Raw genomic sequence first — 18,971 nt, 5'->3', positions numbered from 1 at the left:
GGGGCCCAGCCAGCCGTGTCATGGGCCGATCACCAGGCCCAGGCCCTTCCATGTCCTTCGACCAGAGCACTGGCTTTGGCACAGCCGTTGTCGGCCCGGAAAAAAAGGGGGAAAGCCGTCGGGACGAGGGAGTCCCTCATCCCGACGGCTGCGGTGCGTCATGGCTGGACGATGACCTTGCCCTTGGCGTGGCCCTGGGCGACATAGTCGAACGCGTCCGCAGCACCACTGAGCCGGACCGTGCGGTCGACGACGATGTCGAAGCCTTCGTTCGCTACCGCGACGACTTTCGCCAGTCGCTCGGCGTCGGAAGCGTGGAAGACGAACTCGGCGCGGAGCCCGCGAGCGGCGGCCCGCTCGAAGTCCGGCGGGACGGGGAGGCTGACCAGCAGACCACCCGGCTTGAGGACATCGAGCGACCGAGCCTCGGTCTCACCACCGACCGAGTCGACGACAACATCGACATCGGATACTGCCGTCCGGAAGTCGACGCTGGTGTAGTCGATGATTTCATCGGCCCCGAGCTTCCGGACGATCTCGGCAGCAGCACTGGACGCGGTGGTCACAACGTGTGCACCAGCGCGACGGGCCAGCTGGATGACGAAGCTGCCGACGCCGCCGGCGCCTGCGTGCACGAGCACCTTCTGGCCGGACTTCAGCTCTGCGATCTCGGTGACTGCCTGCCATGCGGTCGCCGCGGCGGTGGCCAGGCCCGCGGCGGCGTCGAGCGGAATCGTGGTCGGCGCTGCCACCAGACTCGTCGCTGGGACCACAGCGTATTCCGCGACAGCTCCACCGGCGGTCGGGTCGGTGCGGGTGAGCACCGCGTCGCCGGTGCTCCAGCCCGCCACACCGGATCCGAGTCGCTCCACCGTACCCGCGAGATCAGTGCCCACGGTCGAGGGGAAGGTGATCGGAAAATACTCCTGGACGTGGCCCGCGCCGATCTTGACGTCGAGCGGGTTCAGGGCCGCCCCCGCGACCCGGACCAGGACCTCGCCCGGCCCGGGGACCGGCTCGGGAACATCGTTGAGGACCGGGCTGTGGCCGTATGCGGTGTACTGCAATGCCTTCATGGATGTGCTCTCTCGTGTCGTTGCTTCAGTGGGCAGGCGAGGCGTCGACCTGCCGGAACCATTCGAGCCAGTCCTCCAAGTGCCAGGTGCGGACGATGCGTCCGTCGACCAGTTCGTGGAACTCGTGGATCCGGACTTGGAACTCCCGCCCGGTCGCCGGGACACCGAAGGTCTCGCCGCTGTGCACGCCGCGCATCTCGCCGCGCACGCCGACGAACCCGTTGCCGTCGGGGCCTCGGCCGTCGACGATCTGGTGGACCACGATGCGCAAGTCGCTGAAGGCCTCACCGATGCCCTTGATCAGCGCAGCGGCGCCGGCTCGGCCGGGGGGCTGGCCCGGACCCAGCGGGATGTCGTCCCAGTCGTCGGCGACGATGTCGTCGAGGAGCTCGGGCTTGCCGCTGAACGCCGCGTAGAAGGTTCCGATCAGGTCCTCGATGGTGCGTGTCATCGCTTCTCCTCAATGGTGGTGGTGGGCACGGCGACCGTGAGGAGGTCGTCGATGCCCAGTTGGCGGAAGAACGTGAGTTGCTTGGCTGCTCGCACGGCGTCGAGCTCCTCGACGCCCTTGCGCTGCGCGTCGACCACGACCCGGCGGGGGCGCTTGCCTTGGGGCTTCTCGAGCACCTCGACCAGAGCCCGGCCGACGGACTCCACCTGCGCGGGTGAGCCGTCGTTCGCGAGGTCGATGGCGTGCAGACGCTCGGGGATCTGCGCGACTCGGTCCGGCAGGCCGGCGTACTGGGTGACGACGGCCGCGTCCGCAGGCGGGTTGCTGTGCGCGAAGTGTTCGGTACCCTCGGTGAAGGCGCCCGGTACGACGATCACGGTGTCGATGCCCAGAGGCGCCACTTCCAGGCCCATCGACTCGGCGAGGAACTCGCCCGCCGCCTTGCTGGCGATGTAGGTCGCCATGAACGGCTCGGCGAGGTGGGCGGTCGTGCTGCTGATGTAGGCCAGCGTCCCTGAGCCCTGGCGGCGCATCACCGGGAGCACCGCGCGGTTGACTCGCAGCCAGGACACCGCGTTGGTGTCGAGGATCCGCAGGAACTGATCCGGGGTGAACCCCTCGGCGACGCCGGCCATCAGCATGCCGGCGTTGTTGACCACGACGTCGATCCGCCCGTACTCGCCAAGGACGACGTCGACGGCGCTGCGGCAGCCGGGTTCGGACAGCACATCCAGTTCGAGCGCCATCAGGCGCACGTTCTCGGCGGATGCGAGCTCGCGCAGATCCTCGGCCCGCCGGCTGTTGCGTCCGTCCAGGTCGCGCATCCCGGCGTACACGATGTGACCTGCGCGAGCGAGCTCCACCGCGACGGCGCGGCCGATACCGCTGCCGGCCCCGGTGACGATGACGACGAGGCTGTCGGATTGCTCGGTGGTGGGCATCAGGCGATTCCTCCATTGGTTCTGATGACCTGGCCGTTGACCCGTCCAGAGGCGGGAGAGGCCAGGTAGGCGACGAGGCCCGCGAGATCTCCGGTGCCGAGCCGCCGCGCCGGCGTCACGGCGGCCATGCGAGCGATCCGCTCCTCGGACGTGCCGGTGGTGAACATCTCGGTGTCGACGGCACCGGGAACGACCTCGTTCACCGTGATGCCGCGCAGGCCGAGCTTCCGGGCCGACAGGCGAGTGATGCCTTGGACAGCGCCCGAGTTCGCTTGAGGTTGACGCCCAGCATGTAGTCGTCATGTCGTCGTCGGTCAGGTCGGCGACTGGGGATGTCTTGGAGCGCTGCCGCTGAGGTCACGACGCAGTGAATGGTGTCGAACTGCTCCACTGTGTCGGACAGCTTCGCTGCCCCGGTCCGCGCGTTCGCCGACACGGCGAATGCCTTGCCCCCGGCGGCTTCGGCGGCGACGACGTCATCGCCACCTGATTGGGCTCCACGGCTGTTGCGCCTTTCTGCTGGTCTCGGACTTGCTGAATCAACAGTCGGCTGCGGCGGGCTGTGCGAGAAGGCGTGGCTCACACTGGTGACGGCATCACCACCCTGATTCGTCGCAGCTCATGGCGAGACCGTCACGACTGCCGCGGACCGGGTCCGCGGAGCCGGTGCAACGGCGCGCGCTGCCCACCAGCGCGTCCCGGACCTCATGCGCGTCGGGCTCCGGGTTCACCCTCGGCAGGTCGCACAGCGCGGACAGGCGGCCGGACAGGCAGAAGCCGCACGGGAAGGCGCCGGCCTCCCACAGACAGCGAGGCGGTGTCGGCCGTGGTCGGTCCGCCTCAGCCCGGCTCTGCACGGCGGTGACGGCGCCGCCGCCGACGCAAGGCCCGCCGTCTCGGCCCTGACCACCGCGGGGAGCACGGCCCCCCAGAGGCCCGTTTCCTCATCCGTATGCCGGGACGGCTCGCCCGGGTACTCCGAGGCGATCCGCCGGAACCGCCAGAGGCGGTGCAGGCCAGCGACGGGTCTGTCAGTCGAGTGGTCCGCCGGCGACGTAGAGGACCTGGCCGGAGACGAAGCCGGCCGCGTCGGCGGTGAAGAACGCGACGGCGTTGGCGATGTCGTCGGGGCTTCCTATGCGTTGCACGGGGATGTGACGTGCGGCCTCGGTCTGGTAGTCGCCGAAGGATTTGCCGAGGCGGCGGGCGACGGCGGCGGTCATGTCGGTGGCGATGAGTCCGGGCGCAACAGCGTTGACCGTGACACCGAATCGTCCGAGTTCCTTGGCCAGGGTCTTGGTGAAACCCTGCAGGCCGGCTTTCGCGGTGGAGTAGTTGGCCTGGCCGCGGTGACCGAGTGCCGAGGAGGAGGACAGGTTGACGATGCGGCCGAAGCCGGCCCCGACCATGTGGCTCTGGGCAGTCCTGGCCATCAGGAACGCCCCCCGCAGATGGACGTTCATGACGGTGTCCCAGTCGGTGGCGCTCATCTTGAACAGCAGGTTGTCGCGCAGCACACCCGCGTTGTTCACGAGGATCGTCGGTGCTCCGAGCTCTTCGGCGATGCGCGTGACCGCCGCCTCGACCTGCGCCTCGTCGGCGACGTCGCAGCCAACGGCGAGGGCCTTCCCACCGGCGGCGGTGATCTTCTCGACGGTGTCCTTGCAGGCCGCCGCGTCGAGGTCGACTGCGGCGACGGCCCGGCCCTCCTCGGCCAACCGGATGGCGGTGGCGGCACCGATGCCGCGAGCCGCTCCGGTGATGATCGCTACACGCTGTTCCATTATGGACACGTTCCTTTGTCTCCTCACCGTGGCGGATTGTCGCGCTGCCCCGTTGTGGGGGGCGACGGACAGGATGTTCCGGTCGGGCTCGGAGCCCTGATCGACCGAACCTGGGAATCCGGCTGCCGACCGCAGCCGGATTCCCGGCGTGAGGCGTCGTGCGCGCGGGAGTGCGAACGAAAGGTGAAGGGTCAGGCGACCCTCTCATACACGGTGACCACTGCGGCACCGTTCAGGCCCAGGTTGTGCTGGAGGGCGACGTGTGCGCCGTCGACCTGGCGGGGACCGGCATCGCCGCGCAACTGCCAGGTCAGTTCGGCGCACTGGGCGAGACCGGTGGCTCCGAGGGGGTGTCCCTTGGCGATGAGGCCGCCGGACGGGTTGACCACGGGGCCGTCGCCGCCGTAGGTGGTGGCCCGGCGCTCCACGAGGTCGTGGCCGTTTCCTTCGTCGGCGAACCCAAGAGCTTCGTAGGTGATGAGTTCGTTGGTGCTGAAGCAGTCGTGGAGCTCGCAGACGTCGATGTCCTCGGGCCTGTGTCCCGCCTGGCGCAGCGCTTGCGCTGCCGCCAGCTTCGTCATGTCGTATCCGACGATACGCATGGGGTCGGCAGTGGCGTCGAAGCTGGAGACGAGGTCGGTGGCCATGGCCTGGCCGGTGATCTCCACGGCGCGGTCCTGGCATCCTGCGCGGTCGACGAAGGCTTCGGAGGCGATGACGACGGCCCCGGCGCCGTCAGAGGTGGGCGAACACTGGAGCTTGGTGAGGGGCTCGTGGATCATCCGGGAGGCAGTGATCTCTTCGAGGGTGTACTCGGTCTGGAACTGCGCGTAGGGGTTGTTGACGGAGTGTTTGTGGTTCTTCCAGGCGATCCAGGCGAAGTGCTCCGGTTTGGAACCATAGCGTTCCATGTGCGCACGTCCGGCGTTGCCGAACAGCTGCGGTGAGAACGGGCTGGGTTCCGGCGGATGGATCTCGCTCATACGGTCGATGTGACGCTGGAGAGGGTTGGTGCGATCGGTGTACATCGGCTTGAGGGAGCCGCTCTGCATCCGTTCGAAGCCGACGGCGAGCGCGCAGTCGACGATGCCGTGGGCCACGGCCTGGCGGGCGAGGTAGAGCGCTGTCGAACCCGTCGCGCAGTTGTTGTTGACGTTGACGACGGGGATACCGGTCAGGCCGAGTTCGTACACGGCGCGCTGGCCGGCGGTGGAGTCGCCGTAGACGTAACCGGCGTACGCCTGTCCGACCTGCTCGTAGGCCACGCCCGCGTCGCGCAACGCCGCGGTACCGGCTTCGCGCACCCAGTCCGGGTAGTCCCCGGGTTTCTTTCCTGGCTTGTCGAAGGTGGTCAGGCCTACCCCGATCACGAAGGTGCGCGTCATCCGATCTCCTGCTGCTGAGGGTGCGGGGGTACGGGGGGTGTGGATGCGGGTGTGCTGTACCGGTCCCAGGCGTCCTTCGTGCCGTCCTGCCGGAGGAGGTACTTCTCGACACGCTGCGTGGCAGTCTTGGGCAGGTGCGCGACGCGGCGTATGTAGCGCGGCACCATGAACTCGGCCATCCGCTGCCCGCAGAACTCGATGAGTCCGTCGCAGTCGATGTCGCCGTCCTTGGCAACGACGATCAGCATGACGTCTTCTTCGCCGAGGTCCGAGGGCACGCCGATGACCGCGCTTTCGGTCACTTGCGGGTGGGTGTTGACGATCCGTTCGATCTCGTAGGACGAGATGTTCTCTCCGCGTCGCCGGATGGAGTCCTTCAGGCGGTCGAGGAAGACGAAGTACCCGTCTTCATCGCGCCGGCCCCGGTCGCCGGAATGGAACCAGCCCGCGCGCACGGCCTTACGGGTGGCTTCCTCGTTCTTGTAGTAGCCGAGGAACATGGTGTCCGGCTTCTTGCTGCGGATGGCGATCTCGCCGGTCTGTCCGTCGGGCAGCGTGTCGCCGTCGGGTCCGACGATCTTGACCTGCGACCAGCTGGTTTCCTTGCCGATCATGCCGGTCCTGATGTCCTCCGGAGGGCTGGCCAGGCAGAACGTGGCGCTTTCGGTGAGGCCGTAGATTTCCAGGACGGTCAGGCCGAAGCGCTTCTCGAACGCTCGCCACAGGTCGGCCGGGGCTGCTCCGCCGATCGCGAGCCGCAGGGGGTTGTCGGCGTCGTCGGCCCGTTCGGGTTGTTTGGCAAGGATGGTGAGCATCGCGCCGATGTAGTTGAACACGGTTGCGCGGTGGGTGCGGATGTCGTCGAAGAACCGCGAGGCGGAGAAGCGCGGGGCCACCACCATGGGCCGGCCGGACACCAGGGAGCCGACCGCGGTGAGGGACTGTGCGTTGGCGTGGAAGAGGGGGAGGCTTGTGTACAGGACGTCGTCCTGGCGGATGCGCACGTAACGCCGTGTGTACTCGTGGGCTGCGACAGCGAACGAGTTGTGGCAGTTCATCACGCCTTTGGGCAGGCCGGTGGTCCCGGAGGTGTAGAGGATGGAGGCGAGGTCGCCGGGGCTGATCGCGCAGGGACGGGCAGGGCGATGGGCCCCGGCCAGCAGGGCGGCCAGGGACTCGTAGCCGGGCGGCGGGTCCGTCCGGCCGCGAATGTACCGGTGCTGCGGCCCGTGTCCGGCGGGGACGGCGGCGGTGAGCGCGTCGACCAGGGAAGCGTCGAGAGCGATGAACTCCGCCTCGCTGTGCTCGATGATGTAGCGCAGGCCCTCACCCTTGAGCCCGGTGTTGATCGGAACGAACACCGCGCCCAGCAGCGAGGCGCCGAACCAGATGTCGAGGAACTCGGTCGAGTTGGGCAACAGCGCGGCCACTTTGCTGCCCTGCCGGATGCCCAGCGCCGCCAGTGCGGCCGCGGCTTGTTCGGCCGCGGCCAGCATGTCGGCGTAGGTCCGCACCGTGGCGTCGAGAGTCAGGCAGGTCGCCTCGGGGCTGAGGGCGGCGCGGGTACGCAGGATGTCGCCGAGCGTGGTGGCCTCGTCCGGGTCGCCGACGTAGGTGAGCGGCGACGGTGGTACAGGGGCTCCGTTCACCCGTGTGCGGGCCGGTCGGACCGTCGGACTCATGACCGTGCCGTTTCGTTCAGGGCGGTCTGCAGGTCGGCCAGCAGAGCGTTGAGCCCTGACGCGTCGGTGGCGGTACCGAAGACGAATCGGTCGGGCCGGATGACGACGGCGGTCGCGTTCAGTGTCTTGAGCCAGTCCCGCGCGTCGTCGGAGTCGGCGACGACGACCTGGGCGCGCATGGCCTTGAGGGATGCGGTGGTCGCCGCGTCGATCCGCGCAGCGCACTCCGGTTCGGCCACGACCGCGAACCGGTAGCCGACCACGTCGTCGAGGCGCCGTCCGTCCGGCAGGACAGGCTGGGCGCTCAGGCGTCCGGCACTCTCGTCCTGGTGCGCCCATACGCCTTCGCCCAGGCGCGGGCGCAGCGTCTCGCGCCGGGTGACGGGCACCTGAGCGGAGTCGTCAGTGCCCTGCAGGTACTCCATGGCCTCGACCTCGTTGGCCATCTGCGCGGCGAGCTTGACGAACTCGGTCATGTGCGGCTTGCGTTCCCACTCGTAGGTGTTCAGCAGCTCGCCCGGGGATTCACCGCGCACGACACGGCCGAGCTTCCAGGCCAGATTGATGGCGTCGCGGATGCCGGAGGCCATGCCCTGGCCCAGGTGCGGGGGCATCTCGTGCGCCGCGTCTCCGGCAAGGAACAGCGGGCCGGACCGCCACTGCTCGGCGACGACGGCGTCCCACTCGTACACGTCCGCTCGCAGAATGCGGTACTCGTCCGGGCTCAGCCAGGGCCGCAGCATCTCGTAGACGTGATCGAGGCTCTCGAAGGTACGGACGGAGTCGTCGGGGCGCAGCAGTTCCTCGAAGCGCACGATCGGCCCGGTCATCGGCACGAATGTCAAGGGGTTGCGGATACCCGCGTGGATGAAGGCGTCCCGCCCGGACAGCTCCTCCTTCTCCACGAAGGGCTGGATGTCGACGATCAGTGAGCGATGGGTGGCGTGGTAGTCGGTCTGGGCGCAGTCCATGGTCCGGCGCACGAAGGAGTTCGCGCCGTCGCAGCCGATGACGAATGTCGCCGTCAGGTCTCGCTCGATGCCGGTGGCCTTCTCCCGAAGCCGAAGACGCGCCGTGTCCTGTTCGGTGCTCAGGTTGGTCGCGGTCCAGCCGAAGTAGTGCTCGGTGTGCGGATCCATGTGTATGCGACCGCGCAGCGCCGACTCGAAATCGGGCTGGTAGAACATGTAGTCCGACTGCCATGCCTGTTCGGTGATCCCCTTGTTGAAGGGGAACTCCATCACCGGCCGTCGGCCGGCGTCATAGAAGCGGTAGACGCCGGCGAGCGCGAAGTCCTTCTCCATGTGCGCAAGCCCCATGGTCTGGAAGGTACGCATCGTCTCGTCGTCGAAGTGTGTGGCGCGCGGGAAGTGACGCGGAAGGCGCAGGGGGTCGATCAAGGCGACCTTCAGGTCCTCGATCCCCAGCAGGCGGGCCAGTGCCAGGCCCGTGGTTCCGCCGCCGATGACGGCGACATCAACGTGTCCCTCGTCGGTGTCAGTCATGTTCACCCCTGAGTGTGCGTAGGTGCGATGGATCGGGTGGGCAGGGCGGTGCCCGGCGTGGTGATGAGGACGGCCGAGGCCGTGACGGTCCGGGAGGCCACGGCGTCCATCAGCGGTGCGCCGTGGGTGTCGGCCAGCGTGGCGATCAATGTTCCGTCCCCGCGTCGGCAGCAGGCGATGGGCAGCCGCGGGGCGGTGTCGACCGTGTGGTGGAGCCGGTCGTCGGTCACCCGCACGAGCGCCTGGCCGCTGGTCGTCGCCACCCAGATGCCGTGCTCGGTCGGCCAGATCCCGTCGGGACGGGCGTCGGGGCCGACGAGACGGCGCAGGTCGGCGTAGCGGCGCGGCGCGCTGAGGGTGTGGTCGGCGCGCACCGTGAAGGCGGTCAGACACTGCAAGGCGGTCTGTGCCACGACCAGAGTGCGGCCGCCGTCGGTCATAGCCAGTCCGTTGGGGAAGTCGACGCCGTCGGCTGCGACGGTGGCGCTGCCGTCGGGCCGCACGAGGATGATGCGGCCCGGCTTCGCGGGGGCGCCCGATGCGGCGTCGAAGGCGACGTCGTCGACGTACAGGTTGCCGTCGGCGTCACCGACCATGTCCCCCAGGGGACCAACCCCCAGGTGGGCGAGGTCGGCGTAAGGCTGCCAGCGCTGTCCGTCCCATTGGGCGATGCGGGCTTCGTACATCATCGCGCCCACGAGGCGGCCGTCGGGCAGGAACCACAGTCCGTTGGACGGTGAGTCGAGGTCGAAGGGGCGCCAGCTTCCTGAGGCGTCGGTCCACAGGCGCGATGCCTGGGTGTCCGACAGCCACAGGGCCCCCTCGTGCCAGCGTGGTGCTTCGCCCCACCTCATGCCACTGGCGTACGTCTTCATGGCGATGACCTTTCGAGGGGTGCCGGTGCGGCTCGCCGCGCAGGCACGGGTGTGCGGTGGCTGCCAGTGTGGTGTGGTGCTGGTTCGCCCGGATCGGTCGCGTGGGATGTCGGGCGGCCCGCATGTGTGTCGCGCATGCCGTGTCCTCACGGCCGCGGGCCGTCACCCGGCGCTGTGGGCGCCGGTCATCATCGCGGCCAGGTCTTCCGGTTCGATGAAGGAGGGCGGAAGGGGCGGCCCCCAGGTGGAGAAGCTGTGGGCGCGGGTCCCGTCCCACACCTCGGGCTTCCACAACGCGTCCTCGACGATGCAGTCGAGGTCGGAGTAGTACTCGGTGAAGTTGCCGGCCGGATCCTTCAGGTACCAGAAGAAGTTGGAGCCGATGGTGTGCCGTCCCAGGCCCCACACGTGCCGCTCCGGATTGCCCTCGAGCATCTGCATGGCGCCGCGCCCGACCTCGTCGACGTCGTCGACCTGCCAGGAGGTGTGGTGGACGAAGTTCACCGGCGCCGCTTGGACCAGGATGTTGTGGTGGTCCGTGGAGCAGCGCATGAACGTGGCGACACCGACGAGTTCGTCGCTGACCTTGAGACCGATGCCGTCGGTGAAGAAGCGCTGAGTGGCCGCCTGGTCGACGGAACCGATCACGACGTGCCCGAGTTTGCGGGGCCGCACCGGTCCTTCCCGCAGGACGGCCGGCGCGCGGGCCGGGCCGCGCTCGTCCCTGCCGGGGCCGTTGAACCGTACGGCCGGTATGGCGGGCTGAGTGATGCGGCTGCCCACCGTTACCTCGACCGTGACCTCGGTGGTCGGCTCGACGGCCACCATCCGCGCGTCGCCGACACTCGCTTCGATGCCCAGACGGGCCAGGCGGGAGGCGATAGCACGCAGATCGTCGGGGCTGTCGGCGGCGATGGACACCTTGAGCAGTCGCCGGGTGGGCGCGTGCACCAGCCGCAACTGCCGGCCGCCGTGACTCGTCGAGAACCAGCCGTCCGTGTGGCGGGTCAGCCCGAAGTCCTCGTAGTAGGTACTGGTCAGCTCCGGATTCGGGACCCCTATCGTGACGGAGGCCAGGCGGTGCAGGCTCATGCCGAGCCCCCTTCCGCTGCGGCGGCGACGAAGCGCTGCCGGATGCTGCCGATTCCCTCGATGTAGGAGACGAGCTCGTCCCCCGGGGAGAGGAAACGCGGCGGGGTGCGTACCGCCCCCACCCCCGCGCAGGTGCCGGTGAAGATCACATCTCCCGGGTAGAGGGTGGTGACCTGGGAGAGCTTCTCGATCAGAACAGAGATGGGGAAGATCATCCCGGAGGTGCGGGCTTTCTGCACCGGTTCCCCGTTGACCAGGCATCCCATCTCGAGATCGCCGGGGTCGGAGAACTCGTCGCACGAGACGAGATACGGACCCGTCGGCCCGAAGCCGGCGAAGGACTTGCCCAGGCTGTACTGGGCCGGCGCCCCGGTCAGCTGCAGGCCCCGCTCGGACAGATCCTGGCCCACCGTCAGGCCCGCGACGTAGGTCCAGGCATCGCGGGCGGCGACACGGCGGGCCGTGCGGGCGATGATGACGACGACCTCCACTTCCCAGTCCACGGACCCCTGCGGCAACTCGACCGTCGACTCGGCGCCGGCGAACGAGGAGACGTACTTGGTGAAGACCGAGGGCTCCTGCGGGACCGCCAGCCCGGCCTCCTCCACGTGGTCGAAGTAGTTCAGGCCGACGGCGAAGACCTGCCGCGGGTGCGGGGACGGGGGCCCCAGCTGCGCATGGTCGAAGGGCACCCCCTCATCCTGTACGGAGTCCGCCCACTGCACGACCTGTTCCCAGTTGTCGTACAGCTCGGCGAACCCCGGACCCAACCGCCCACCGCTGGACTCGTGGATGTCCACCCCACGCTCCGTGCCGGTGACCAGCCACGGCCTACCCCGAACGTTGCCTATGCGCACGGTGCCTCCTTGCACTCGTTGCCTGCCGGTGACTCCACTCTCCATCCATCGACATTCAAATAGCAAGGCAACTTTCGAAAGTTTCTCTTCGATTCACTCATGGTGTACAGTGTCGAACATGCCGAAGAGGGTGAAACCGGGCACACGCGCCGACGAGCTGTACGCACGGCTGCGCCACGACATCTTCACCGCACGTCTGCGGCCGGGGCAGCGCCTGAAGTTCCCCGACCTGTGCACCACCTACGACACGAGTGTGGGAGTGGCGCGAGAGGCCCTGACCAAGCTGTCGTCCGAGCGGTTGGTCACGCTGCAGGCACACCAGGGCTACACCGTCGCCCAGCTGTCGGCGGACGAGCTGACCGACCTGACGCACGCACGGATAGAGCTGGAGTCCCTGGCCTTCCGTATGGCGATACTCCAGGGCGATGCGGCATGGGAAAGCGGCGTCGTGGCCGCCCACCACCTGCTCTCCCTGCGCGACCGTGAGGCCGCGGACGGGGAGCGTGGTGACGACTGGTACCTGGCCCACGAGGAGTTCCACACTGCCTTGCTGGCAGGCTGCGGCAACCGGCGCCTGACCGAGATCGCCCAGGGACTGCGGGCCGAGGCGGAACTCTACCGGCGCTGGGCCTCCCCCATGCTGCACGAAAGCGGCCGCGATCCGGCCGCCGAACACCAGGCACTCGCCCGGGTCGCCGTCGACCGCGACGCAGACCTGGGCGCCCAACTGCTGCGCGAGCACATCGCGTGCACGACCCGGATGCTGCTCACCAGACTCCCCGGCATCGAGGAGCCCTCGGACGGAGAACTCGCCCCGCAGCGCGGATAATCGCGCGATCAGCGGCCCGGTCAGCCGCTTCTGATCCACACCGGCGAGGCGACATCGACTGGCTGGTCCAGATCGACTCCACCATCGTCCGCGCCCACCAGCACGCCGCCACCACCGGCCGAAAAGGGGGCGGCATCGGCAGGACGAACCGGACGATCACGCCCTCGGCCGATCCCGAGGCGGGCTGACGACCAGGATTCACCTCGCCCGCGACGGCAGGGGCCGCCCGCTCGCGATCCTGGTGACGCCCGGCCAACGCCACGACGGTGTCTGCGCACGCCCTCCGCCGGAACGGATCCGTGTTCCCCGCACCGGCCTGGGCCGGCGTCGGTGCAGGCCCGGCCAGGTCATCGCAGACAAGGCTCACAGCTCCCGCGGCTTCCGTGCCTGCCTGCGAAGACGCGGCATTGCGCACACCATCCCCGAGAAGACCGACCAGCGACGGCACCGGCTGAGGCGCGGAGGCCACGGCGGCCGACCGCCAGGGTTCGACCGGGAGACCTACCGGCGGCACGATCTCTTTCTGACCATCGGACACCGCTTCGGCCGGGTCGAGCTCCGCCGGCTCGAGGTCGAAACCGGGAGCGCCTTACACCACATTGAGCATATTCATGGCGGCATCGATCACCTGAGGACATGGGTCATCTCGCCGATACCGTCAATGCTGGTACGGACCTCATCGCCGCTGGCGAGGTAACGGGCCGGGGTCCGCCCCATGCCGACCCCGGCCGGAGTACCGGTGAAGACCAGATCTCCCGGGTAGAGGGTGCACACCGAGGAAATCCGCTCGATGAGGACCGGCACGGGCATGATCATCTGATCTGTGCTGCCGTCCTGGACGAGTTCGTCGTTGACCCAGCATCGCAGCCGGAGCGGGGTGTCCGGGGCGATCTCGTCGAGGGACACCAGCGCCGGCCCGGTCGGGCCGAAACCGGGGTAGCTCTTGCCGAGGGAGAACTGCGGAGGGGTTCCGCTCATCTGCACATCCCGGTCACTGAAGTCCTGCCCCACCATCACGCCCGCTACGTGCTCCCAGGCATCGGCGGCTGCGACGTGATGTGCTTCCTTGCCGATCGCCACGACGAGTTCGACTTCCCAATCGACCGATGGTCCGGTGAGGTGGACCGTACCGGTAGGGCCGGTCAGGGAGCTGGTGAACTTGGTGAATACCGAAGGCACCCCCCTGGTTGCCTCGAGGCCGGTCTCCGCCGCGTGTTCGGCGTAGTTGAGCCCGATGGCGAAGACCTGGCCCGGACGGGGAACCGGCGCGCCCAAGTCCTCGCGTCGATACGGCGCGGCGGGGTGGACACCGTCGGTGCGGGCCCAGGTGCGGAAGGCATCCCAGTGTGCGAAGAGATCCATCGGATCGGGACCGAACCGCCCGCCGCTGGCCCGGGCGATGTCGGTCGCGCCCGGACCGCTCAACAGGTGGGCGCGGCCACGGAGATTGGCGATGCGCATGGAACCCTCTTCCTGGGTAGGAGAGCGCGGATGATCAGACGGTGGTCTTGGTGGTCTTGGGGGTCTCGGTGGTCTCGGCGGTCGCGGTCAGCACCGCGCGGCTCAGGACGTGGCCGGATACGTGGAAGCCCGGCAAGGCAGACGAACCGGGCCGCTCCCGCGTCGCCGGGGAGTTGCATGGCACCAGGCGGGAGCAGTTCGCCCGTGCCGTTGTCCGCGTCACTCGCCGGCTCGGTCACGGAAGCGGGGATGTTCGCCACCGCCCAGTGCCAGAAGCCGGAACCGGTAGGGGCGTCCGGGTCGTGCACCGTCACCACGTAGCCCTTCGTGCCCTCCGGCGCGCCGGACCAGGACGGCTGCGGGGACACATCCCCTCCGCCGAATCGTTGACGTGCATGAGGACTCGCTCTCACGTTCGTGGCACCGCCATCGCCGGGCGCAGCCGTGCGGCGGGCCGTCCTGTCCCGGCGTGGGGTGGGGGTGGGGTTCAGGGGACCAGGATCGCGCGGCCCCTGACCCGGTCGTGGGCGAGGTCGTCCAGCGCTTCCGCCGCCGCGTCCAGCGGGTACTTCTTGGTGTGCAGGGTGACCCTGCCGGACTCCACGAGGGCCATCAGCTCCACGAGGTCGTTGTAGGTGCCGACGATGTTGCCGACCACCTGTTTCCCGGCGGCCACCAGGTCGAGGGTGGGAATCCGCAGTTCGCCTCCATAGCCGATGACGTATTGGGATCCGGCCGGGGCGGTCATCGCAAAGGCGTCGTTCTCCGCGCCATGCTCGGCGACGAAGTCGAAGACCACATCGCCGCCCCGGCCCCCGGTGAGCTCCTTGACGGCCTCGACGTGATCGTCGTCGGCCGGCACGGTCGCGTCCGCACCGAGTTTCTCGGCCAGCTTCAGCGCCTCCGGGTTACGGTCCACCACGATGATCTTCGCGGCGGTGAGGGCGGCCACGGCCTGGACGCCGATGTGGCCGAGCCCGCCGGCGCCCTGTATGACGGCGACCGTGCCCGGGTGGAGCAGCGGTACGGCCTGCCGCACCGCGTGATAGGCGGTGATCCCCGCGTCGGCCAGCGCCGCCACGTCGGCCGGGTTGGTGTTCGGGTTCAGCTTGACGCAGCCGCGCGCCGTGGTGCGCAGGTACTCGGCCATGCCGCCGTCGTGGTTCGACACTCCGGGGAAGACGGCGTCGGAGCACTGCATGTCCCGGCCGGCCCGGCAGGCCAGGCACAACCCACAGGAAGGCTGGGGGTGCAGGATCACCGTGTCGCCGACCTTGACGTTGGTGACCGCCTCGCCGACCTCCTGTACCCAGCCGGCGTTCTCGTGGCCGAGCGTGTAGGGGAGTCGCGGCCCCATCGCCTCGGCCCACTGCCCCTCGATGATGTGCAGATCGGTGCGGCAGACGCCGGCGCCACCGATCTTCACGATCACATCCAGCGGGCTGGAGAGCGTCGGCTCCGGTACGTCCTCCACCGTCGGCGGCTTCTGGTAGTCGTGCAGCCGCACAGCTCGCATGAGTTCTCCTTGATCGGTTCGAGGGAATCAGTTGACCGGCGAGAGCGATCCCGCGGGTTCGGCAGAGGTCCGGCTCCACCTCGCGGAGCTGACGATCACGCCGATCAGCGCCGCGACCAGCACCAGTGGCAGGACGAGCAGACCGAACAGCGAACGCGCGGACCACCCGTGATCGAGGAGCAGGCCCGCGAGGGCGGGAGCGCTGAATGCGCCGAGTCGCCCGACCGCCATGGCCCACCCCACGCCGGTGGCACGCACGGATGCCGGGTAGAGCCCGGGCACGATCGAGTTCAGCCCGTTTCCGCCGGCGTTGACGAACAGCCCGATGGCGACGGCCGCAGCCAGCGCGACCACGGTCGAGTCGAGGAAGAGGCTCATCGCCAGGTACGACAGCCCCGCTCCCAGGAACGCCAGGACGGTGACGGTGCGCGTCGCCACCTTCAGGGCCAGAACGCTGAGCAGCAACGTCCCCGCCAGCCCGCCGAGGTTGAGTAGCAGCCCTCCGTCCATACCCTGCGCGGTGGAAGAGCCGTTGTGCTGGAGGAGCAGAGGCGTCCAGCTCTCGGCGAAGTAGAAGCTGGCCATCATGAAGAAGTACGCGACCCACAGCGCGACGGTGCGAACGGCCTCACGACCGCGCAGGACGTTCGCCAGCACACCGCGCTCCTCCTTGGGCGGGACGGGCGGCAGCGCCTCCACCGCAGGCAGCCGCATCCGGCTCAGCAGCTTGTTGACCTTCTCCAGCGCGCCCTCCGGCCGCCGGCTGATCAGGTAGTCCAGCGACTCGGGCAGGGCCAGGGCGACGGCCACGAGAATGGCGAAAGTGAGCACGGCACCGACGAGGAAGCTGGCTCGCCAGCCGTATTCGGACGTCACCAGCACGGCGACCGAACCGCCCAGCATCCCGCCGACCGGCAAGCCGGTCCCGTACAGGGCGATCATCGTGCCCCGGAGGCGCCGTGGTGAGTACTCAGTGATGATCACGGGGAGACCGGCCACCATGCCCCCGACACCGAGTCCGGTCAGCAGGCGGCACACCCCCAGGAACCAGAAGCCGGTGCTCACCGTCGCGAGGAGCATGCCCACGGCGCAGACGGTCAGGCAGATCAGCGTGTGCGGCCGCCGGCCGATCCGGTCGGAGAGCGGAGCGATGAGGGCCGAGCCGAGTGCCATACCGACGAGGCTGCTGCTCAACAGCAGTCCGACCTGGGACGCGGTGAGCGACCACTCCTTGGCGATTCCTGACGCCGCGAACGCGATCACCAGGACGTCGAAACCTTCGAAGAGGTTGATGACCAGGCACATCCCGACGACCCCGGCCTGAAACGCGGTCATTCTCGAGCGATCTATCGATTCTCTGATCGACGACATGATGGCTCGTTCTCACTGACGACAGGCTGTGGCGTCGAGTTCGACCAGCAGATCCGCGCGGACCAGTCCCTTGACGATCAGCAAGGTGTTCGGCGGATACCCACCGTCCGGGTAATGCTCGGCGAAGAACTCCTCGCGCGCCGCATAGAACCCGGCGACATGGTCCGAGGACGTCAGGTACGTCACGAAGCGCACCACCTCGCGCATCGACGCGCCCTGGGACTCCAGTGCGGTGCGCACGTTGGCATAGGCGCGCAGGGTCTGGCTGCGCACATCCGGCCCGGCCACGGAGTTGTCCTCGAGGAAACCGCACTGGCCGGCGACGAAGATCAGATCCCCGGCACGGGCCACATGCGCATAGGCACTCAGAGGATCTCCGAGACCCTTCGGGTTCTCATACGTCGGCAACGGAGTCATGGTTCCGCCTTTCTGACTCACTGAATGAAGTGGCAGGCACGGGAGGGGTGCGTGGCCCCGGCCCGGCCGGGGCGCACGGCGTCCGCGCGGTGGTGTCAAGCGGCGAGGCCGGTCACGGACGGGGCACGCGTGCCGCCCGCGAGGACACGGGTGAGCGCGTGGCGCAGCACCCTGGGGTCACCGGCATGAGGAGCCCGCCAGGCGACGTGGCCGTCCGGCCGGACCAGTACCGCGCCGTCGCGGCCGATGGATACGGGCCCCAGAAGATGGGGCAGCCTCCTGACCTCCAGCGGCACTGCGCCGTCCGCGCGCAGTTCCTCGCCGGCCTGATGCCAGCCTTCGCCGTCGGGCCCGCAGACGAGCACGAACGAGGTGTCGAACCAGTCGATGGACGACTCTGTCTTCTCGACGTCCATCCAGAAGTGCGGGAACCGGGCGCCGGGCCGGTCGGTTGGCCAGTAGTGGCGCGAGTCGTAGGGCGGCAGGAACGAGCCGTCATCAACGATCGCGCCGTCGCTGTAGACGTAGCCCATCGACTGGCCTTCGCTGTGCAGTTGGTTGTCCATGTCCAGGAGCAGGTCACGCCAGGCTTGGGGGTCCTCATGGCGGTGACGGATCGCCTCGTCCATCGCGTCCATGCGTTCCTGGTTCCGTACCGCGAAGTCGGTGTTGGACCGCGCGACCGGGCGGCGCTCGGACTCATAGGTGTCCAGCAGCGCGTCGCCGCCCTGGTGCGACAGCGCCATGACGAGTTTCCACGCCAGGTTGTGCACGTCCTGAACACCCGAGTTGAGTCCGTTGCCCCCAGCCGGGGGAAAACGGTGGGCGGCATCCCCGGCGAGGAACACCCGTCCTTCGCGGAAACGTTTCGCCACCTGAGCGCTCATCCGCCAGTTCATGACGTTGATCCGCTCGACATGGAGATCGGGAATCTCCCAGTATTCGCGGACGAGCTCGATCAGCCGCTCCTCGCTGATGGGCTCCTCACCGTCCTCCAGCTTCTGGACCGCGAGCCAGCGATCGCCGTCCGGGCCGGTCGCCAGCACATTGACGTCCGGCCGTGACCGGTCACTGGGACGCACCAGGAAACCGATGGCGCTGCGCACATGCGGCAGATGACCGACGTCCGCGCGGTAGTAGTGATTCGCCATGAGGTGCAGAAGCTCCGGACCATCCATCTCGATGCCCAGGAGACCGCGAACCCTGCTGTTCGCCCCGTCACAGCCGACGAGATACTGAGCGCGCACCTCGAACTCGTCGCCATCGGCGACGGATCTGACGCGCGCCGTCACACCCTCCTCGTCCTGGACGAACGACACCAGCTCGGTCAACCGGCGCACCTGCGCCCCCGGCCGCGTGGACAGCGCGTGGTCGAGCGCCTCCTCTACGGCGTCCTGGGGCACGATCGACCGCGGCGCCGGGGTGTTCACGCTCGGCGCGGGCTGCGTATAGGCCACCAGCGGCCCGTTCAGGCTCTCGCACCAACACGCCACGTCGGATTCCTGCGGCAGACCCGCCCGGCGAATTCGATCCTCGATGCCCCATACGCGAAACTGCTCCATCGTACGGGCGTGGCAACCACGGGCCTTGGGATGCGTCGTGGTCGACGCACGCCGCTCGACCAGCAGGCCCGGTACCCCGAAGCGATCGAGAAGCAGCGCCAGACTCATTCCGACCGGTCCACCGCCGACGACGAGAACGGGGACATTGATCATAGGGGGAATCTCCT

Annotated in this window: 18 protein-coding genes and 2 pseudogenes; 2 read left to right on the top strand and 18 right to left on the bottom strand. The window is 68.6% G+C overall.

Annotated elements, in window-relative coordinates; genetic code table 11:
• Positions 1-158: 158 nt before the first annotated feature.
• The 12 genes and pseudogenes from N6H00_RS08470 to N6H00_RS08420 all read right to left on the bottom strand — a co-directional run bounded on the left by N6H00_RS08470 (position 159) and on the right by N6H00_RS08420 (position 11,648).
• The gene (locus N6H00_RS08470) at positions 159-1,076 is read right to left on the bottom strand and encodes an NADP-dependent oxidoreductase (protein ID WP_268970975.1); all 918 of its coding nucleotides are present in this window, start codon (positions 1,074-1,076) and stop codon (positions 159-161) included.
• A gap of 25 nt (positions 1,077-1,101) precedes the next feature.
• Entirely contained in the window at positions 1,102-1,527 is a 426-nt protein-coding gene (locus N6H00_RS08465; RefSeq protein WP_268970974.1) for an ester cyclase, read from the bottom strand.
• Complete coding sequence (locus tag N6H00_RS08460; RefSeq protein ID WP_268970973.1) at positions 1,524-2,468, bottom strand: SDR family oxidoreductase; 945 nt, start codon at positions 2,466-2,468, stop codon at positions 1,524-1,526. Before N6H00_RS08460 ends, N6H00_RS08465 begins: the two co-directional genes overlap by 4 nt.
• A pseudogene (locus N6H00_RS08455) lies at positions 2,468-2,719 on the bottom strand (SDR family oxidoreductase); the annotation flags it as partial. The gene N6H00_RS08460 and the pseudogene N6H00_RS08455, both read right to left, overlap by 1 nt.
• 345 nt (positions 2,720-3,064) lie before the next feature.
• A complete protein-coding gene (locus tag N6H00_RS40455; protein WP_443072913.1) occupies positions 3,065-3,325 on the bottom strand; it encodes a 2Fe-2S iron-sulfur cluster-binding protein in 261 nt (86 codons plus the stop codon).
• A 174-nt stretch (positions 3,326-3,499) separates the two neighbouring features.
• Positions 3,500-4,261, bottom strand: coding sequence for a 3-oxoacyl-ACP reductase FabG (gene fabG / locus N6H00_RS08450; RefSeq protein ID WP_268976877.1), 762 nt, complete (start codon positions 4,259-4,261; stop codon positions 3,500-3,502).
• A gap of 182 nt (positions 4,262-4,443) precedes the next feature.
• Complete coding sequence (locus tag N6H00_RS08445) at positions 4,444-5,637, bottom strand: lipid-transfer protein (RefSeq protein ID WP_268970972.1); 1,194 nt, start codon at positions 5,635-5,637, stop codon at positions 4,444-4,446.
• Positions 5,634-7,286: an AMP-binding protein gene (locus N6H00_RS08440; RefSeq protein WP_268970971.1), complete on the bottom strand. Its 1,653-nt coding sequence runs from the start codon at positions 7,284-7,286 to the stop codon at positions 5,634-5,636. The genes N6H00_RS08445 and N6H00_RS08440 overlap by 4 nt, the downstream gene beginning before the upstream one ends.
• 29 nt (positions 7,287-7,315) lie before the next feature.
• A complete protein-coding gene (locus tag N6H00_RS08435) occupies positions 7,316-8,824 on the bottom strand; it encodes a bifunctional 3-(3-hydroxy-phenyl)propionate/3-hydroxycinnamic acid hydroxylase (protein WP_268970970.1) in 1,509 nt (502 codons plus the stop codon).
• A gap of 2 nt (positions 8,825-8,826) precedes the next feature.
• Positions 8,827-9,699 (bottom strand): SMP-30/gluconolactonase/LRE family protein, encoded by an 873-nt coding sequence (locus N6H00_RS08430; protein WP_268970969.1) that lies wholly within the window; start codon positions 9,697-9,699, stop codon positions 8,827-8,829.
• A gap of 162 nt (positions 9,700-9,861) precedes the next feature.
• Positions 9,862-10,791: a VOC family protein gene (locus tag N6H00_RS08425; protein ID WP_268970968.1), complete on the bottom strand. Its 930-nt coding sequence runs from the start codon at positions 10,789-10,791 to the stop codon at positions 9,862-9,864.
• Positions 10,788-11,648, bottom strand: coding sequence for a fumarylacetoacetate hydrolase family protein (locus tag N6H00_RS08420; RefSeq protein WP_268970967.1), 861 nt, complete (start codon positions 11,646-11,648; stop codon positions 10,788-10,790). Before N6H00_RS08420 ends, N6H00_RS08425 begins: the two co-directional genes overlap by 4 nt.
• 118 nt (positions 11,649-11,766) lie before the next feature.
• Here N6H00_RS08420 and N6H00_RS08415 point away from each other — a divergent pair, with 118 nt between their 5' ends.
• Positions 11,767-12,477 (top strand): GntR family transcriptional regulator, encoded by a 711-nt coding sequence (locus N6H00_RS08415; RefSeq protein ID WP_268970966.1) that lies wholly within the window; start codon positions 11,767-11,769, stop codon positions 12,475-12,477.
• Positions 12,478-12,535: 58 nt separating this feature from the next.
• A complete protein-coding gene (locus N6H00_RS08410; RefSeq protein WP_443073197.1) occupies positions 12,536-13,174 on the top strand; it encodes a transposase in 639 nt (212 codons plus the stop codon).
• Here N6H00_RS08410 and N6H00_RS08405 read toward each other — a convergent pair.
• The 6 genes and pseudogenes from N6H00_RS08405 to N6H00_RS08380 form a co-directional block, all read right to left on the bottom strand.
• Complete coding sequence (locus N6H00_RS08405; RefSeq protein ID WP_268970965.1) at positions 13,102-13,938, bottom strand: fumarylacetoacetate hydrolase family protein; 837 nt, start codon at positions 13,936-13,938, stop codon at positions 13,102-13,104. The genes N6H00_RS08410 and N6H00_RS08405 overlap by 73 nt on opposite strands.
• A 34-nt stretch (positions 13,939-13,972) precedes the next feature.
• Positions 13,973-14,318: pseudogene (locus N6H00_RS40125) on the bottom strand (YbhB/YbcL family Raf kinase inhibitor-like protein); the annotation flags it as partial.
• A gap of 107 nt (positions 14,319-14,425) precedes the next feature.
• Positions 14,426-15,454 carry an NAD(P)-dependent alcohol dehydrogenase gene (locus tag N6H00_RS08395; protein WP_268970964.1) on the bottom strand — a complete coding sequence of 343 codons (1,029 nt, stop codon included), beginning with the start codon at positions 15,452-15,454 and terminating at the stop codon, positions 14,426-14,428.
• 27 nt (positions 15,455-15,481) lie between these two features.
• The gene (locus tag N6H00_RS08390; RefSeq protein ID WP_268970963.1) at positions 15,482-16,789 is read right to left on the bottom strand and encodes an MFS transporter; all 1,308 of its coding nucleotides are present in this window, start codon (positions 16,787-16,789) and stop codon (positions 15,482-15,484) included.
• Positions 16,790-16,837: 48 nt separating this feature from the next.
• Entirely contained in the window at positions 16,838-17,242 is a 405-nt protein-coding gene (locus N6H00_RS08385; protein WP_268970962.1) for a RidA family protein, read from the bottom strand.
• A 95-nt stretch (positions 17,243-17,337) separates the two neighbouring features.
• Positions 17,338-18,957: an FAD-dependent monooxygenase gene (locus N6H00_RS08380; protein WP_268970961.1), complete on the bottom strand. Its 1,620-nt coding sequence runs from the start codon at positions 18,955-18,957 to the stop codon at positions 17,338-17,340.
• Positions 18,958-18,971 lie beyond the last annotated feature (14 nt).

Source organism: Streptomyces sp. S465 (assembly GCF_026898115.1).
GTDB classification, from domain to species: Bacteria; Actinomycetota; Actinomycetes; order Streptomycetales; family Streptomycetaceae; genus Streptomyces; species Streptomyces luomodiensis.
Note: the sequence above shows the minus strand (reverse complement) of the source record. Positions and strands in the feature narration are given on the sequence as shown.

Coding starts and splice junctions, on each gene's coding strand:
- N6H00_RS08445 (WP_268970972.1), bottom strand. CDS start 5,637: ATGACGCGCACCTTCGTGATCGGGGTAGGCCTGACCACCTTCGACAAG.
- N6H00_RS08390 (WP_268970963.1), bottom strand. CDS start 16,789: ATGACCGCGTTTCAGGCCGGGGTCGTCGGGATGTGCCTGGTCATCAAC.
- N6H00_RS08380 (WP_268970961.1), bottom strand. CDS start 18,957: ATGATCAATGTCCCCGTTCTCGTCGTCGGCGGTGGACCGGTCGGAATG.
- N6H00_RS08460 (WP_268970973.1), bottom strand. CDS start 2,468: ATGCCCACCACCGAGCAATCCGACAGCCTCGTCGTCATCGTCACCGGG.
- N6H00_RS08435 (WP_268970970.1), bottom strand. CDS start 8,824: ATGACTGACACCGACGAGGGACACGTTGATGTCGCCGTCATCGGCGGC.
- N6H00_RS08385 (WP_268970962.1), bottom strand. CDS start 17,242: ATGACTCCGTTGCCGACGTATGAGAACCCGAAGGGTCTCGGAGATCCT.
- N6H00_RS08395 (WP_268970964.1), bottom strand. CDS start 15,454: ATGCGAGCTGTGCGGCTGCACGACTACCAGAAGCCGCCGACGGTGGAG.
- N6H00_RS08470 (WP_268970975.1), bottom strand. CDS start 1,076: ATGAAGGCATTGCAGTACACCGCATACGGCCACAGCCCGGTCCTCAAC.
- N6H00_RS08405 (WP_268970965.1), bottom strand. CDS start 13,938: ATGCGCATCGCCAATCTCCGTGGCCGCGCCCACCTGTTGAGCGGTCCG.
- N6H00_RS08415 (WP_268970966.1), top strand. CDS start 11,767: ATGCCGAAGAGGGTGAAACCGGGCACACGCGCCGACGAGCTGTACGCA.
- N6H00_RS08430 (WP_268970969.1), bottom strand. CDS start 9,699: ATGAAGACGTACGCCAGTGGCATGAGGTGGGGCGAAGCACCACGCTGG.
- N6H00_RS08465 (WP_268970974.1), bottom strand. CDS start 1,527: ATGACACGCACCATCGAGGACCTGATCGGAACCTTCTACGCGGCGTTC.
- N6H00_RS08425 (WP_268970968.1), bottom strand. CDS start 10,791: ATGAGCCTGCACCGCCTGGCCTCCGTCACGATAGGGGTCCCGAATCCG.